Source organism: Clostridium sp. AM22-11AC (assembly GCF_003473545.1).
Classification (GTDB): Bacteria; Bacillota; Clostridia; order Lachnospirales; family Lachnospiraceae; genus Enterocloster.
Window position 1 is genome coordinate 43,771 of record NZ_QUCM01000011.1, and the last position, 16,793, is coordinate 60,563.

A 16,793-nucleotide genomic window follows, 5' to 3' on the forward strand; every position below is an offset into this window, starting at 1 on the left:
TATCTAATATTCCTTTTATCCTCATCTTCACCTGCCTTTGCGGCTGGTTTGGATCATCACCGTCAGCTGCACACGCAGGTACAGAGAGGATGTTTGGGCTCCGGCGGATCCCGGGAGCATATTTTAATGAAAAGGAGCCGTTAAATTTTACACGGCCCCTTTACTTTGTTACCTAACTTTTATTTGTAAGAGAACTCCCATGCATATACATATTTGTTCATTCTTGGGGTGTAATTTAAAGTATCCTTGATCGCATATGTATCCTGCTCAAAGTGAAGCGGGATGTATGCATAATCTTCTCTTGCGATCTTGTCAGCCTCTGCTACCAGTTCACCTCTCTTGGTATCATCCATCTCAGTGAATGCCTGATCGATCAGGGCATCTACCTGTGCATTGGAGTAATGTCCTCTGTTGACACCGCCATTACCTGCCTCACGGTCATAGGTGTAAAGCATATCGTGCATAAGAGAAAGTCCATCACCAGAAGCATCAGACCATCCGGTCATTAAGAACATGGATTTATTCTCAAGTGGTTTAATGTAGCTGAAGAAGTTAGCCTTTGGCATCAGGTTTAAATTAACCTTGATACCTACTTTTTCAAGATAACCTGCTACTGCCTGGGCGATCTGCTCATCGTTCATGTAACGGTCATTTGGAGCATCTAAAGTTACTTCAAAACCATCTGGATATCCAGCTTCTGCTAACAGCTCTTTTGCCTTTTCAGGATCATATGCTTCACGGGTAACTTCGGTGTAGCCTACATAATCTTCCGGAACAACAGAGTTCATTTCAAATGCGCATCCATTCATGATGTTCTTGATAATGGTTCCTTCATCAATTGCCAGATACATAGCCTGTCTTACTTTGACATCAGACATTGGATTTTTCTGTCCAGGGAACAGAGGAGAATCCTCACGGCTGTCCAGGTTCAGGTAGATCTCACGAAGACCCTTCTGCTTGATCACGCTGATACCCTCAGTTGCGTCCAGACGGTCAATATCTCTTGCAGATACGTCAATAGTAAAATCAACATCGCCAGTCAGCATGGTAGCGGTTCTGGTTGCTTCATTTGTAATAGGACGGAAACGTACATTCTTAATAGCCGGAACTTCGCCCCAGTAATCTTCGTTTGCTGCCAGGTCGATATGGTCTTCCTTAACCTGCTCTACGAATTTGTAACGGCCGGTACCGATTACATTGTCAGCAACCTGCTCTTCTGTGCCAACTTCTGCAATTTCCTGTTTTAATACATACAGCTGGGCAACGTCAAACAGCATTAAAGGGTTTGGTCTTTCAGTCTTAATAACAACGGTATTTGCATCAGGCGCTTCCACAGACTCAAAGCTGGATGTGTAGCTGCTGTATGCAGATGGGGAATCAGGATTGGAAGCCAGTTTGATGGATGCAACAACGTCGCCGGAATCCATTACATCACCATCATGGAACTTAACGCCTTCTCTTAAATGGAAGGTCCAGGTTAAACCATCCTCAGAGGTCTCCCAGCTTTCTGCCAGACAAGGATCAAAGGACATATCTGCATTCTGGGCAACCATTGCCTCATAGATATGAAGCATGATCTGGTTTGTAGGTCCCTCATCATATCTGTATGGGTCCATAGACAGTACATCAGATGATGTAACAATAACCAGGCTGTCCTTTCCAGAAGCGTCTGCTGCAGTCTCTCCTGCTGCTTCACTGCCTTCCGCTGCGCTGCCAGCTGCTGCTGTAGTGCTGGATGCAGAAGATCCGCCGCAGCCTGCAAGGCTTGCTGCCATTGCTGCTGCAAGTGCTACTAATAAAGCTCTTTTCTTCATTTTTCATATCCTCCTCTATCTTACTTACTTTTTCCGCCAGCCTTCCTCACTGAAAGACTATATAGAAAAAGCAGGGCACACTTCTCGCATGCACAGTTCCCTGACTGTTTTCAAAGCGCCCTTGCTTTAGTGACCATTTTATACGATTCTTTATATCGCTGTCAAATGTCCGTACAGAAAATACAACACTTTTTTTACTAAAATTAATTTTTTATTGTATTTAGGTTGTTTTATTTGTTTTATTGATATATAATCAACCTAATAAGGAGGATTACTTACATGAAGCACAAACTATTGATCCTTACCCGGAATCCGGTGGCAAAAGTAGGGATCGCCTCTTACCTTTCTTCCCTTTTTGGACAATACCTCACCATTGTGTCTACCAGAATTGCTGACCTGACGCCAGAAGATATGGAAGATGCAGGCTGTATCCTGTATACAGCAGGTGAATTAAAAGAGCAGATGCCTTTTTCCATTCCGGATTCTGTAAAACAGCTTGTATGTATGCGTACATTTAATCACACTTATCTCCAGCGCATCCTTCAGATTCCGCCGGGATCTTTTGTATACCTTGTCAATGATACAGTGGACACCACCTATGAGATCATGGACCAGTTAAAAGAATATGGCTTTTCCCAGTATCATTTTCTTCCCTATCTTCCGGGGATTGAAGAGGTGCGGAAAGATATCCAGTATTGCGTAACTCCCGGAGAGGTACACTTAGTCCCTTCTTTTATCCGCCAGGTAGTAGATATCGGCAACCGTATTGTAGACATTTCCACCATCAATGAACTGATCGCCGTATTTAAACTTCCCGCCAGTCTGGCTGATGAGGTTACAAAAAATTACTTAAACCATATTATCCAGATACAGAAACTTTCCAACCAGCAGTTAAGCCAGGCTCTGGATATGAAAGAGATCACCCGGGGAATTTTGGAGAATGCCTCAGAAGGCCTGTGCCTGCTAAACCAGTCCGGCAAAATAGAGCTGTGTAATTCCCTTTTTCTGCAAATGACCGGGATCAAAGAACGGGATATTCAGGAAAAAGATTTTTCAAGATTGTTAAAAGAGGCTGGGATTATTTACGATTATCCCAGCCAGAATGACGGAATTGCAGTACACAATGGAGAGGAAGCTTTCCGCATGTGGTTTCAGGACTTCAGCATTGCAGACAGCCGTCAGGTGCGCCTGATCCATACAAACCCGCTCCAGGATGATCAGTTTCCTACCCGTATTACGAAATTATGCGATTTCAGTTACTTTTCTACTGTAAACCCGCTGCAGCTGCATATGTTAGACACAGCACGAAGAGTATCTGTCAATGATTTTCCTATTATTATAGAAGGGGAAAGCGGCACAGAAAAGGAACTTTTGGCCCAGGCCATCCATTTAAATTCCCGCCGTCACGACGGACCATTTATTTCCTTAAATATTTCTTCCCTGAAGTCAGAGTCCGCTGAAGCAGCCCTCATTGGCAGCTGTGAACAGCAGGAAAATGGTGTCCGTAAAAAAATCGGTGTACTGGAAGCTGCAAAAGGCGGTACACTGCTGATCAATAATCTTCAGTATGCAGATTCAGAACTGCAGCGCCTTCTTTTAAGTATCTTAAAAAATGGCTTTTTTATCCCGCTGGGGAATAATTGCTCCCCCCAGCCCCTGGACCTGCGTCTGATCGTTACCTCTGTCAGTGATCTGTACTCCCGTGTACTGGAAGGGAAATTCCTGGATGAACTGTTTTTCCTTTTAAGTACCGTATCTTTATATACCATTCCTTTAAGGCAGAGGCGAAATGATATCCCCCTGCTGTTGGAAACCTTCCTGAAACGCTCTTTCCATGAACCGGGGCTTTCTTCCCGTGAACTGCTGACAGAACCGGTATTAACCTTCTTAAACCAGTATGACTGGCCGGGAAATGTGCTGGAGCTTAAAAATGTTTGTACCTACTTTTCCTGTATCTATCACAGAGAACCTTTGTCATTAAGCGACCTGCCGGGATACATTTTAAACCAGATCCGAAAGCATGAACAGCAGTTAGATATAACGGAACACCGGATCCTGTCCCTTATTGCTGCCAATCCCCGCAGCGGACGTTCTTTCCTGTGCAGCAGGCTGAAAGAAGAAGGGATCCAGCTTTCTGAAGCCAATATCCGCACCAGCCTGCAGCGACTGGCCAGTGCCGGATATATCAAAGTTCACAGGACCCGTGGCGGCTGTGAGATCACAGAACTGGGGGGGCTGGTGAACACGCAGTAAATCAAACTTATATTTCGGAGCCGTCCGTTTTGGACGACTCTGTATCTTGCGGAACAGATCCATCTGTGTCTGATGTTCCAGGATCCATGACTGGTTCCGGATGAGCCTCACACCAGATGTCATACCAGAAAAGACAGGCATCGGTCCAGGCAGACTGGGCATTTTCGTATTGCTCTGTGAAAGCAGAAAGTTCCTCTTCTGCCTGTTTTTCCTGCTTTTCACCACAAGCCGCATCCTCGTTCTTATCAGCAATTTCATTTAACCACTGATCCCAGTGCTCCAGCTCCCATTCTTCTCTTTTTCCATTTTTTTCCAAAATCTGCTGCCAGATCTCTTCCGTCTGCTCTGCAGCATTCTCTATCGCCTCTGCTGCCAGCCGCAGTCTCCACTGGTCGTAGGCCTCTTCCTCCGGGATCTCCCGCAGCCTGTGACGCTCTGCCCTTGGCACTGCTTTTAAGCCTTCGATCAGCGCCTGCTCTTCTGCCTTTATCCTGGCTGCCAATGGCTCTCCGGAAGCTTCTTTTTCTTTCCGTTCCAGATAATGTTCATATCCAAAGGGATAATAAAAAGCAGCATTATTTTCAAAAATAAGCACAGACTTTGCCACCTGACGGATAAAATACCGGTCATGGGATACAAAAAGGATGGTGCCTTCATAAGCCTGAAAGGCGGACTCTAAGGTCTCTTTCGCCTGGATATCCATATGGTTGGTAGGCTCATCTAAGATCAGGAAGTTTGGCCGGCTTTGCAGCAGTTCTGCCAGCACCAGCCTTGCTTTTTCACCTCCGGACAGATCATCCACCCGTTTTGCCCCGTCCTTTCCTTTAAAAAGATAGGCCCCTAAAATCGTCCGCACTTCCTTGTCCGTCAGGGACGGAAACAAATCTGAAAAATGTTCTACTACTGTTTTTTCTGACTGGATCGCAGCGGAATACTGGTCAAAATAGCCGATAGTAATATTATTTCCCAATGCACAGTCCCCGGCTACAGCAGGTAAAAATCCGGCTACTGTCTTTAAAAAAGTAGTCTTGCCGGAACCATTTACACCTAAAATACCAATCTTCTGTCCTTTCCGGATACGCAGGCTCAGTTCCAGTAATGGATGTTTGTCATAGCCGATCTTTAAATGTTCTGCCTCAAAGACCCATTTGCTTCCTGGGATCAGCGGGGTAATAGTCCCTGTAAAAATATGGGCCATATCCTCCCTTGGCTTTTCCACCGGATGCATCCGTTCTAATATTTTCTTTCTGGAACGGGCAAATGCAGCCTTGGAAGGCTTATTTTTAAACCGTTTGATCAGTTCTTCCTGACGCTCGATCTCCTCCTGCTGGCGCAGATAGGATTTCATCTGGATCTCATAGTTTTTTCGCTTCTGTTCCCGGTAATTCGTATAATTTCCCGGATAACGGGTCAATTTTCCCTGTTCCAGTTCATATACGATATCTGCAGTCCGGTCCATAAAGAAACGGTCGTGGCTGACCATGACCACAGCCCCCGGATACTGCCTTAAATAACCTTCCAACCAGCTGGCTGTTTCCATATCCAGATGATTAGTGGGCTCATCAAGAAGCAGCAGATCCGGCTTTTTAAGAAGAAGCTGGATCAGGGCGATCTTGGTCTTCTGACCTCCGGAAAAAGCTGCTACAGAACGTTTTTTATCTTCTTTCTGAAATCCCAGGCCTGTAAAAAGGGTGTCATATTCCCGCTCATATTCAAAACGTTCCCTGTCAAAAGGTCCCTTTGCAGGGCAGTTTAACATCACCAGCTCTTCTACGGTCCTTTCTTCCCCTGCCAGTGCCTGCTGTCCTAACATTTCCACTGTCAGCTGCCTGGAAGCTGTGATCCCCGGTCCCTGGCGCCTGTCATCCCGGTCCAGACTCAGCTCCCCTGCGATCAGACGCAGTAATGTAGTCTTTCCCGCGCCATTTCTTCCCACTACTGCAATTTTCTGGTTTCCCTGTATCTCAAAATCGATATGGGATAATATGGTTTCACCGCCTAAGGTAACGGTGCCGTCCTTTATCTGATATTTCATGGTAGTAACCTCATACGTTTGTAAATAATCACATAATTTGATACCAGGGTCAGGTCAAAAGGTCGGAAATCCGACGCAAGCTTGCTTGCAGAAGGATTTTTGAACTTGGGACCCGCAAAAAACATGAGTAAGTAGCCATTTTTTGAAGAAAAATGAGCGAATTACGAATGTTTTTAGAATTGCGAGAGTGCAAAGCACGTAGCAATTCGGTATCAGAGGGGGCAAAATACCTTTTGACCCCAACATCATAATTTACAGCTAGTATAGCCGAACAACCGCCCTGATGCAAGTGTGACACCGGTATCACAAATGTACTGCAAAGTTTCCTGCAACGCAAAAAATCCCCTCTCTGTAACAGAACCGCCACAGAAAGGGGATAAATTTTTATGTGAAATTATGCAAATGGATTTTCTGTCTTGTACAGCATTCCAGCCGGCTGATTAAAGCCGATCTCCTCTACATCTACACCGATGTACTTAAATACCTCATACAGGCTCTTTCCAAAGTGACCGAAAGCAACAGCTCCGTGATGTGGAAAGCCCTTTTCGATCAGCACATGACGGTAGAAGCGGCCCATCTGAGGAATTGCAAAGATACCGATGGAACCAAAGGACCGGGTTGCCACTGGCAGTACCTCGCCCTGTGCTACATAAGCGCGCAGAATGTTGTCAGCTGTACTCTGTAAACGATAAAACGTAATATCACCCGGCATGATATCGCCTTCCAGAGTTCCCTGTGTAACTTCTTCCGGCAGAGAACGTGCCATGATGAACTGATACTTCATTTCACAGAATGCCAGCTTCTTGGAGTTGGTATTTCCGCAGTGGAAGCCCATGAAGGTTTCCTTTAAGTCATAGTTAAACTTGTCCTTAATGTCCTCATTGTACAGATCTTCCGGTACAGAGTTGTTGATATCCAGAAGGGTTACTGCATCCTGGCTGATGCAGGTTCCGATAAATTCACTTAATGCACCGTAAATATCTACTTCACAGGATACCGGGATGCCACGGCCAGTCAGACGGCTGTTTACATAGCATGGAACAAAGCCAAACTGGGTCTGGAATGCAGGCCAGCATTTTCCTGCGATCGCAACATACTTGCGGTAGCCTCTGTGGTCACGGATCCAGTCTAACAGAGTAATCTCATACTGAGCCAGCTTTGCAAGGATCTCCGGCTTCTTATTGCCTGCTCCTAACTCTGCTTCCATGTCTGCTGCTACTTCTGCAATTCTTGGATCACCTGCATGCTTATTAAATGCCTCAAACAGGTCCAACTCAGAGTTTTCTTCAATCTCTACACCCAGGTTGTACAGCTGCTTGATAGGAGCGTTGCATGCTAAGAAGTTTAATGGTCTTGGGCCAAAGCTGATGATCTTCAGATCAGACAAACCGATCACAGTTCTTGCGATTGGCAGGAAATCATGGATCATATCTGCACACTCTGCAGCGGTTCCTACCGGATATTCCGGGATATAAGCCTTGATATTTCTCAGCTGTAAGTTATAGCTTGCATTTAACATACCGCAGTATGCATCGCCTCTGCCGGATACCAGGTTGTTTCCGGTCTCTTCAGCTGCTGCAACAAACATTTTCGGTCCGTCAAAGTGCTTTGCAAGAAGGGTCTCAGAAATTTCAGGTCCGAAGTTTCCAAGGTAAACAACTAAAGCGTTGCATCCCTCTTTCTTAATATCTTCTAAGGCCTGTACCATGTGGATCTCGCTCTCTACGATACAGACTGGGCACTCATAAATATCCTCTGGATCATATTTTGCCTTGTAAGCGTCTACCAGGGCTTTTCTGCGGTTTACAGATAAAGACTCCGGGAAACAGTCACGGCTGACTGCAACGATACCAACTTTTACTTTCGGGATATTCTCAAACATGTTTTTTTCCTCCATATTTACAGGGCTGTTCCACCACAGCCCTTATTTATACTTTTTTATGCTCTAAACTTCTGTATTTTCACCTTTCAGTCCGATAAAGCTGCCTTCCGGAAGTCCGCCTTCTGCATGACCGATGAGCCACTTATTGACAGCTGCCAAAAGTTTCTCTTCGCCGCTCTTATTTTCCGGCTTGTGGCTTAACTCCCCGTTAGTTCCCTCTGGAAGGACAACTACACAGCGGAAACCTTTATCAGAGGTCTGGCATGGCGCATAGTGAAGAGTCGTTGCATACACTTCGATCATGGTGCCTGCAGGAACGAAAAATGCTTTTACCTTAGAGGTATCTAATGTATAGTCATCCTCTACTTCCTCTTCTTTTGCTAAAAGCAGTACCATATCGCTGACTGCAATATTGATCTCAGAGTCTCTGTGATACTCTAACGCATTTAATTTACGGTTGTGTCCGTTGCAGTAACCGATCTGGATCGGCATCTGTCCGTAAACACCGTCTGCCAGTTCTTCTGCGATCTTTAAATCTTCCAGTTCCTTTACAGAAGCCACATATACTACATCATCCGGGCATGGAGTTTCTTCCATTTTCTGTAAAATTTCTTTCAGGTCATAACCTCCGATGACCTTGCCGTACTTTTTAAATTCCGGCTCCATTACACTTATCTGTTTGATCATGATAATTCTGCCAGCTCCTTATAATCATTTTTCAGGCTTGTATACAATTTCTGATACAGTCTGTGATATTTTTCATAAACAGCCACATCTTCTGCCTTTGGCTCTGTGCTGTCCCTGCGTGTGATCAACTGGTCACATGCTTTTTCCACACTTTCATAAAGACCGCAGGCAACTCCTGCTAAAATGGCAACGCCAAGTGCCGGACCTTCATCCTGTACCACACGCTCTACGGAGCAGTTGTACAGATCCGCTAACATCTGGCGCCATACAGGGCTCTTTCCGCCGCCTCCGCAGGCTTTCATACAGTCAACCTTAACGCCCATTTCCTGAAGGATCTCATTGCAGTCGCAGAGAGAATAAGCAACGCCTTCCATTACAGCCCGCAGCAGATGCTTTCTTGTGTGGATCGCAGACAGACCGAAAAATACGCCTCTGCAGTCCGGATCCAGATGCGGGGTCCTTTCTCCCATTAAATAAGGAAGATACAGCAGACGGTCACTTCCAGGTGCTACAGACGCAACATCCTGATTGATCTGGTCATATACATCTACTCCCTTGGCCTCTGCCTCTTTTACATAATCCTGGCAGAACTGGTCTTTAAACCATTTTAAGGAAAGTCCTGCAGCCTGGGTCACACCCATCATATGCCATGCACCCGGTACTGCGCAGCAGCAGGTATGGATCCTTCCCTTCGGATCAATGGCAGGCTTGCTGGTATGTGCAAATACAACACCGGAAGTACCAATGGTAGTAAAGGCAGTTCCGTCTTTTACAACACCGGTTCCCACTGCAGCTGCAGCATTATCACCGGCACCGCCGGCTACGATACATTTTTCAGAAAGGCCTAATTCCTTTGCTACATCCGGAAGCAGTGTTCCTGTTGCTTCGCAGGACTCATGTACCTTTCCTAAAAGGTTCTTGTCAATATTTAATGCTTTCAGCACTTCATCAGACCAGCAGCGGCCCGGAACGTCTAAAAGCTGCATACCGCTTGCATCAGAAACTTCAGTTGCAAATACACCGGTAAGTATGTAGCGGATGTAATCCTTCGGCAGTAAGATATGACGGCAGCGGTTATAATTTTCCGGCTCATTTTTCCGTACCCAGAGGATCTTTGCTGCAGTCCAGCCTGTCAGTGGCGGGTTAGCTGTGATACGGATCCATTCTTCCCTTGGCATGATCTTTAACATGTCCTCTACTTCTGCGCCTGTTCTCTGGTCGCACCAGATAATAGAAGGACGGATCACCTCTCCGGCCTCATCTAACATGACCAGGCCATGCATCTGTCCGGAAATACCAATTCCCTTTACTGCGTCTTTGTCTACACCTGACTGTGAAACAACTTCCTTTATGGTCTTAAGAACTGCATCTCTCCAGTCCTCGGGCTTCTGCTCTGCCCAGCCATTTTCCGGCTGATACATTGGATATTCCTGTGAAGCAGAAGCGATCACGGTTCCCTTTTCATCAAACAGGACCGTCTTTGTTGCGGAAGTTCCCACATCTATTCCCAAGAGATAATTCATGATATTCTCCCTTCTCCTCTTATGACAGCCATTCCTGCCAAACATATTCTAAAATGATTATAACTTATCCTAAACCGTCATTCCAGAGCAGTTCTTATCTTTATAATAGCACTTTCTTATCCTTTTACATCATTCTTATCATATGGTATACTTTATTGCAGGATCTGCGTGTTCTGACCGGCTTTTTAAGCCTTATGTACACCTGGAATTTTTACGGAAAGGAAGCTACAGGATGGATTTTAAATATGAAATGGTCGTTCCAAACGAAGACCTGCCCTGTAAATTTTTCATTTTTGAAGGAAAAAACGGCAATTACCGCCGCGCCAACCACTGGCACCAGTCTGTGGAGATCTTCCTGGTGCTGGAAGGGGAACTGAAATTTTACATTAACAACCAGTCCCAGCCCTTAAGTGCCGGGGAACTGATCATTGTCAATTCCAATGAGATCCACTCCATTGAAGCGCCAAAACCCAATCTGACCCTGGTGCTCCAGATCCCGGTTTCTTATTTTACCCCTTATATGGGAAAAGAGGACTATGCCATATTTGTAAGCCAGTCCCAGGAGAAAAACCGCGCGCTGGCTGTTCTTATTGAAAAAATGTATCATGTATATACAAAAAAAGAAAAGGCCTATCTTTTAAAAATGCAAAGCCTCTTCTATGAACTTTTATACCAAATGGCAACGGAATTTATGAAAACAGAGGCAGATGAGGGAAATCTGCGGCAAAAACGGCACTTAGACCGTCTCTCCCAGATTACTTCTTATATGAAGAAACACTATGATCAGCCGATCACTTTGGAAAGTGTAGCTGAAACATTCGGCTTCTCACCCAACTATTTATCCCGCATGTTCCGCCTCTATGCAGGGATCAGTTACAAAACCTATCTTTTAAACCTGCGCACCGAATATGCATTCCGTGAAATGCTACACACAGACCGCAGTTTAAATGACATTGCCATTAATAATGGTTTTCCCAACAGCCGTGCCTTTGCAAAATCCTTTTTAAAGCGCTACGACTGTCTTCCCGGGGAATACAGAAAAAAAATACAGCTTACTGCTTCTGAGACTTAAGGATCATCAGAGACAGATAGGGAACCGGCTCCTCTTTTAAGGTCTGATACTCCCGGATCAGACGCTGCTCTTTGGTTCCCGCCTTTTCTACCAGTACAAAAGAATTTTCCCTTCCACTTGCCTGAATAGCAGAAACCAGGGCTTCACTGTCTGTGGAAGGCTTCATAAGCACTACATTCTCATGTTCTGTAAGAAGCTTCTCCAGATCCGCTGCATTATTTTTCCGGACCGGTGCGATCACCAGATCTTCATCCCAGGCAGTAAGAGGGATTTTTGAAATAGCCGCTGCTGCACAGAAGGACGGAATTCCCGGAACTACCTCTGTCTCTGTGCCAAAAGCTTCTATATAAGGAAGGGTATACATAAAGGTACTGTATACAGAGGGATCGCCTAAAGTGATAAAAGCTCCTGTTTTATCTCCTTTTAAATATTCAGAGATCAGGCGTCCGTTTTCTTCCCACATTTTTTTCAGCTCGTCCCCTTTATAATGCATAGGATACTCCAGATTTACGATCTGGGCTTTACTGTCTTTTATATGTTCCTTTATAATATCAAAGGCAAAACCACCTGCTCCTTTTTTCTTTTCCGGACAGAAGATCACATCTGCCTGGTTAAGGATCTTATATGCTTTTAATGTAAGCAGTTCCGGATCTCCCGGTCCTACTCCAATTCCGTATAATTTTCCCATAATTTACCTTTCTTCTATCTATTTTTCTCAACAAATCCATTTTAACAGCACTTAACCACCACAGCAAGGAATTTTTATGGTAAGATAAGTCTATTACTATATTATTTAGGAAGGAATAATTTATTATGAAAAAAACAATGAAATTGCTGGCGGCTGCTCTTGCAGGCACTTTAGTGTTAGGCGGCTGTGCAGGAAATAAGGAAAATACTGCTGCTTCTGCTGAAAGCGAGACTGTAAAAGAAACAGAAGCACAGAGCACAGAGGCTGAAAGCTCACAGGCAGAATCTGAAACTGAAAAGGAAGAAACTGAGACTTCTGACGCAGCCGGTTCAGGTACTGCGATCCGCATTGGCTCTTTAAAAGGACCTACCTCTATGGGACTGGCTGAACTGATGGATCGCGCTGAAAAAGGCGAGACAGAAAATGACTATACCTTTACCATGGCAGGAAAAGCAGATGAACTGGTAGGTTCCATTGCAAGTGGAGATCTGGATATTGTTTTAGTCCCTGCCAATGTTGCAAGTATCCTGTATACAAAGACCCAGGGTAATGTAAATGTGATCGACATCAATACCTTGGGCGTTCTCTATGTAGTTGCCTCTGATGATTCCATTTCTTCTATGGAAGACCTGAAAGGAAAGACCGTTTACATGACCGGAAAAGGAACTACCCCGGAATATGTAATGAATTATCTCCTTTCTGAAAATGGCCTTGCTGACGGGGATGTTACTCTGGAATTTAAGTCTGAGGCCACAGAGGTTGCTTCCGTATTAAAAGAAGATTCTTCTGCAGTAGGCGTTCTTCCTCAGCCTTTTGCAACTGCTGCCTGCATCCAGAACGAAGCTTTAAAGCCGGTTCTTGACCTGACCGAACAGTGGAACCTTTTAAATAAGGAAAATGGAAGCCAGTTAGTTACAGGTGTTACCATTGTGCGCAGCGACTTCTTAAAGGAAAATGAAGAGGCAGTGAAACTGTTCATCGAAGATCACAAGGCATCTGCTGCCTATACAAGCGAACATCTGGATGAAGCTGCTGAAATGGTAGCTGCACTGGGCATCGTTGAAAAGGCACCCATTGCGAAAAAAGCTATGCCTGCCTGCAACATTGTATGCATCACAGGTGAGGAAATGAAGTCTGCTCTCTCAGGCTATTTATCTGTTCTGGAAGCTGCTGATGCAAAATCTGTAGGCGGACAGTTACCGGCTGATGACTTCTACTATCTTCCATAAATCACTTACAGGATCCTTTTCTTATTGCTTCAATGAAAAATCTGATGAAAAAATATGGAAAAAACTGGGTCTGCTGGCTGATCTGGATCGGGATCTGGCAGCTGGCGGACCTTTTCATCCACAACAATATTATTTTTGCCGGGCCTTTTGACATGGCACTGACGCTGGTAGGACTGTTAAAAGACGGGGATTTCTGGCTGAGCCTGTTTCACTCTTCCCTTCGCATCTGCCTGGGATTTTTAAGTGCTTTTTGCCTTGGGATCCTTCTTGGAAGCCTTGGTTGGGCCTTTCCCCTGGTGAAAGAATTTTTAAAACCGCCTATGTTGATGATCCGATCTGTACCGGTGGCTTCCTTTGTCATTCTGGCACTGATCTGGATCGGGTCAGAAAATCTGTCTGTTTTTATCTCTTTTCTGGTGGTAGTTCCCATGATCTATGGCGCTACGCTGGCAGGACTTGAAAATATGGATCAAAAGCTTTTGGAAATGTCCCAGGTCTTTTCCATGCCATTCTTAAAAAAAGTGCGCTACCTCTTCATCCCGGCTGTCCACCCTTATCTGGTAAGCAGCTGCAGGACTGCCCTGGGAATGAGCTGGAAATCAGGAGTTGCTGCAGAAGTGATCGGTATCCCGAAAACTTCTATTGGCGAGCAACTATATTACACAAAACTGTATCTGGATACTTCCGGGCTTTTTGCCTGGACCTTTTCCATTATCCTTATAAGCGCAGTTTTTGAGTTTGTTTTTCTTACATTATTAAAGAAGGTACGTCACTGATATGGAACAGATCATAATTAAAAACCTGTCAAAATCTTATGGTACACTGACCGTCTTAAAAAATGTGGATCTGACTTTAGACCGGTATAAGACCTACTGCCTGATGAGTCCTTCCGGAACAGGAAAAACCACTTTATTCCGTATTCTTATGGGACTGGAAAAGGCAGATGAAGGGGATATTATCTGGAATGTGGGGTCCGGAGCCGGGACTGAAACTGATACAGATGCTTCCCGTTCTCTGCGCATTTCCGCTGTTTTCCAGGAAGACCGGCTCTGTCCTTCTTTTTCCCCTTTGGAAAATGTGATGATGGTGCAGAAAAAACATACTTCTGAAATTTCCGGGATTTCCAGGGATGAGATCCTCACAGCTATGTGCCGTCTTCTGCCGGAAGAATGTTTAAACCGGCCGGTATCTACCTTAAGCGGCGGTATGAAACGGCGGACTGCCATCCTGCGGGCTCTTCTTACCAGGTCGGATCTGCTTTTAATGGATGAACCCTTTACAGGTCTGGATGAGGGAACAAAAGATGAGGTCATAAAATTTTTAAAGGAATACAGACAGGATCGTTTCCTTCTGATCTCCACCCATCAGAAGGAAGATGTGGAGAAACTTGGTGGAATATTGCTTACTCTGTAATATTTTTCTGTTTAAAAGCCCGGTTTTGCCGGGCTTTTTATATACCGTTGGATTTTACTGCGGGATTTTTGTGATCCCCTTAATTTCTCGGCTGGATCACACTTTTTCCATTGTCAAAAGACGGATTAAACGCATAGAAATTCTTGCTGTCTAACTTCTCCTGGGTGATGCGCAGGGCTTCACCGAATCTCTGATAATGAACGATCTCCCGCTCTCTTAAATATTTGATAGGCTCACATACGTCATAATCTGTGACTACACGGAGTATATTGTCGTATGTGGAGCGGGCTTTCTGTTCCGCAGCCATATCTTCATGAAGATCGGTGATAATATCTCCCTTGCTCTGGAATTCACAGGCATTAAACGGTACACCGCCTGCAGCCTGAGGCCAGATCCCGGTAGTATGGTCAATATAATAAGGACCAAAGCCCTGTTCTACCAGCTGTTCGGCTGTTAAATTCCGGGTAAGCTGGTGGACGATGGCCGCCACGATCTCCAAGTGGGCCAACTCTTCCGTGCCAATGTCTGTAAGGACTGCCTTGCACTCCTTGTATGGCATGGAATAGCGCTGGGAAAGATAACGCATGGAAGCACCCATTTCCCCGTCGGGACCTCCATACTGACTCATGATAAACATGGCCATCTTCGCATTTGGTTCTTTAATATTTACAGGAAATTCCAGTCTCTTTTCATAGATCCACATTAATAACCGCCTCCTTCCCATGGCCACGGGTCGTCTGTCCAGGACCAGTAGACTGTATCTCTGGCATTTTCAGCACGAAGGGGACCATACTGGGCTTCGTAAGCATTTCTTGCATCTGCATATGCCTGGGACATCTGTTTCAGATAAGCAATCGCCTGAGAGTCGCAGGGATGTGTATCCAGATAAAGATTTGCCTCTGTTACCGCAAAACCTGCCTGATTGACAGCCATGAGCAGGGCATCTTTTGAAGTACCACCCATTCTGTTCATGCTGCCGTTCATACTGTTATTCATGTTTCCCATCATCTAGCTGCACCTCCCTTTATCAAAGGCCAGGTCCAGCTCTGAAAAGATGGTTCCTTGGGCTAAGCCACGCTCTGGTCCATAAGGCGTCTGCCACTGCTGCCATGGTACATAGGCCATTGCCAAAGGATAATCTTTTTCTAACATCCCCGGCATACTTCCCGGACAGAAGGCATTGCCCTCCAGCCCCGGCATGCGGTTCCAGCCGAAATTTCCGTTATTTTCCCAATTATTTCCAGTTTCCGGTATCATCTGGGGCATCCCGTCATTCATCTGGTTCCCCATCTGTGGATACCTGACTCCGCTTCCTGCCTGCATCGCCGGATCCAGACAGCTTCGTACAGACTGGTTCCGGTTACCGGATACCTTGCGGCACCGGCCACTGCAGCCGCAGTCACTATATTTCATATCTGTATATGACTCCATATAAATCAATAGCTCCTTTTCTTTTCCCTATTAATTTATGTAGCCCGGTTAATAGCTGTTACAACGGCTGCTGTCCTTTCTTACGTTCCCTTATTCTTTCCCGCACTCCATTTTCCCTTCCCGTATCTGCACACATTGTCCCTCTGTCCCATATCTTATAGTACAAACGTATCAAAGACAGCACTTACCGGTGCTTCTTTCCTTCGTTTAGCAAATGGTCAACAACTCAACAACGAAAAGGAGCGTAGATCTATGTGTTGGTTTGGATGTAATAATCGTTGGAATAATGGATGCAATGGCTGGAACAACGGCTGTGGCGGTGGATGCGGACGTTGTAATAACAACGGATGCGGTGGAAGAAATTCCTTCCGTGAAGGCTTCCGCCAGGGATACTGGCAGGGCTACAATGATGCACTGTGGAACCGCGGCGGCTGCGGCGGTGGATGCGGTGGTAGTCGTGATGGCGGCGGTTGCGGCGGTCCTGGCGGCGGTTGCGGCGGCAGTGGTTGTGGCGGTGGTCGCGATGGTGGCTGTGGCGGTCCTGATGGCGGATGCGGTGGATGCAATTAGCCCATATACTCTCATGCCTCTCCCGGTATGACCGAGCACTTTCCAGTACAGATCTGCATAGACAGGTATAAATAAGAATGTGCCTTTTTGTGTACTAGGGAGTTCCAACGGAATTTCCTAGTACATGAAAAATGGCGGCTGAGAAATTCAGCCGCCCTGCTTAAAAGCCCAGATCATTTAAGTCCAAACATTATTC

General features: G+C 45.5%; 15 protein-coding genes. 6 read left to right on the forward strand and 9 right to left on the reverse strand.

Translation table 11 applies throughout. From position 1 onward, the window contains the following. Positions 1 to 179 precede the first annotated feature (179 nt). Positions 180 to 1,814, reverse strand: coding sequence for an ABC transporter substrate-binding protein (locus tag DW251_RS11045; RefSeq protein WP_021868883.1), 1,635 nt, complete (start codon positions 1,812 to 1,814; stop codon positions 180 to 182). A gap of 279 nt (positions 1,815 to 2,093) precedes the next feature. Here DW251_RS11045 and DW251_RS11050 point away from each other — a divergent pair, with 279 nt between their 5' ends. Beyond that, the gene (locus DW251_RS11050) at positions 2,094 to 4,067 is read left to right on the forward strand and encodes a sigma 54-interacting transcriptional regulator (RefSeq protein WP_118301138.1); all 1,974 of its coding nucleotides are present in this window, start codon (positions 2,094 to 2,096) and stop codon (positions 4,065 to 4,067) included. A gap of 7 nt (positions 4,068 to 4,074) precedes the next feature. On the opposite strand, the gene DW251_RS11055 is transcribed toward DW251_RS11050, so the two are convergent. From DW251_RS11055 to xylB, 4 genes are all read right to left on the reverse strand, one after another. Then, positions 4,075 to 6,102 (reverse strand): ABC-F family ATP-binding cassette domain-containing protein, encoded by a 2,028-nt coding sequence (locus tag DW251_RS11055; RefSeq protein ID WP_118301140.1) that lies wholly within the window; start codon positions 6,100 to 6,102, stop codon positions 4,075 to 4,077. A gap of 394 nt (positions 6,103 to 6,496) precedes the next feature. Next, the gene (locus DW251_RS11060; protein WP_118301142.1) at positions 6,497 to 7,984 is read right to left on the reverse strand and encodes an L-fucose/L-arabinose isomerase family protein; all 1,488 of its coding nucleotides are present in this window, start codon (positions 7,982 to 7,984) and stop codon (positions 6,497 to 6,499) included. Positions 7,985 to 8,047: 63 nt separating this feature from the next. After that, entirely contained in the window at positions 8,048 to 8,674 is a 627-nt protein-coding gene (locus tag DW251_RS11065; RefSeq protein WP_118301144.1) for a DUF4867 family protein, read from the reverse strand. After that, positions 8,668 to 10,194, reverse strand: coding sequence for a xylulokinase (gene xylB / locus DW251_RS11070; RefSeq protein WP_118301146.1), 1,527 nt, complete (start codon positions 10,192 to 10,194; stop codon positions 8,668 to 8,670). The genes DW251_RS11065 and xylB overlap by 7 nt, the downstream gene beginning before the upstream one ends. A 232-nt stretch (positions 10,195 to 10,426) precedes the next feature. Here xylB and DW251_RS11075 point away from each other — a divergent pair, with 232 nt between their 5' ends. After that, positions 10,427 to 11,266, forward strand: a complete 840-nt coding sequence (locus DW251_RS11075; protein WP_021868889.1) for an AraC family transcriptional regulator — start codon at positions 10,427 to 10,429, stop codon at positions 11,264 to 11,266. Here the strand turns inward: DW251_RS11075 and cobI are convergent. After that, positions 11,247 to 11,954: a precorrin-2 C(20)-methyltransferase gene (cobI, locus tag DW251_RS11080; protein WP_118301148.1), complete on the reverse strand. Its 708-nt coding sequence runs from the start codon at positions 11,952 to 11,954 to the stop codon at positions 11,247 to 11,249. The genes DW251_RS11075 and cobI overlap by 20 nt on opposite strands. A gap of 125 nt (positions 11,955 to 12,079) precedes the next feature. Between cobI and DW251_RS11085 the strand changes: the two genes are divergently transcribed. The 3 genes from DW251_RS11085 to DW251_RS11095 are packed head-to-tail and all read left to right on the forward strand — an operon-like array spanning position 12,080 to position 14,596. Then, entirely contained in the window at positions 12,080 to 13,183 is a 1,104-nt protein-coding gene (locus DW251_RS11085) for an MqnA/MqnD/SBP family protein (protein ID WP_118301150.1), read from the forward strand. Between the two features lie 44 nt (positions 13,184 to 13,227). Then, positions 13,228 to 13,959, forward strand: coding sequence for an ABC transporter permease subunit (locus DW251_RS11090; protein ID WP_118301173.1), 732 nt, complete (start codon positions 13,228 to 13,230; stop codon positions 13,957 to 13,959). Position 13,960: 1 nt separating this feature from the next. Then, the gene (locus DW251_RS11095) at positions 13,961 to 14,596 is read left to right on the forward strand and encodes an ATP-binding cassette domain-containing protein (RefSeq protein ID WP_118301152.1); all 636 of its coding nucleotides are present in this window, start codon (positions 13,961 to 13,963) and stop codon (positions 14,594 to 14,596) included. A gap of 79 nt (positions 14,597 to 14,675) precedes the next feature. On the opposite strand, the gene DW251_RS11100 is transcribed toward DW251_RS11095, so the two are convergent. From DW251_RS11100 to DW251_RS18310, 3 genes are read right to left on the reverse strand one after another with little or no spacing between them, the layout of a single operon-like run. Continuing rightward, a complete protein-coding gene (locus tag DW251_RS11100; protein WP_021868894.1) occupies positions 14,676 to 15,299 on the reverse strand; it encodes a manganese catalase family protein in 624 nt (207 codons plus the stop codon). Beyond that, entirely contained in the window at positions 15,299 to 15,604 is a 306-nt protein-coding gene (locus DW251_RS11105) for a spore coat protein CotJB (protein WP_021868895.1), read from the reverse strand. Before DW251_RS11105 ends, DW251_RS11100 begins: the two co-directional genes overlap by 1 nt. Continuing rightward, a complete protein-coding gene (locus tag DW251_RS18310) occupies positions 15,605 to 16,027 on the reverse strand; it encodes a spore coat associated protein CotJA (RefSeq protein WP_243034931.1) in 423 nt (140 codons plus the stop codon). Between the two features lie 252 nt (positions 16,028 to 16,279). On the opposite strand from DW251_RS18310, the gene DW251_RS11115 reads away from it, so the two are divergent. After that, positions 16,280 to 16,597 (forward strand): hypothetical protein, encoded by a 318-nt coding sequence (locus DW251_RS11115; protein WP_147352227.1) that lies wholly within the window; start codon positions 16,280 to 16,282, stop codon positions 16,595 to 16,597. The last annotated feature ends 196 nt before the right edge of the window (positions 16,598 to 16,793 follow it).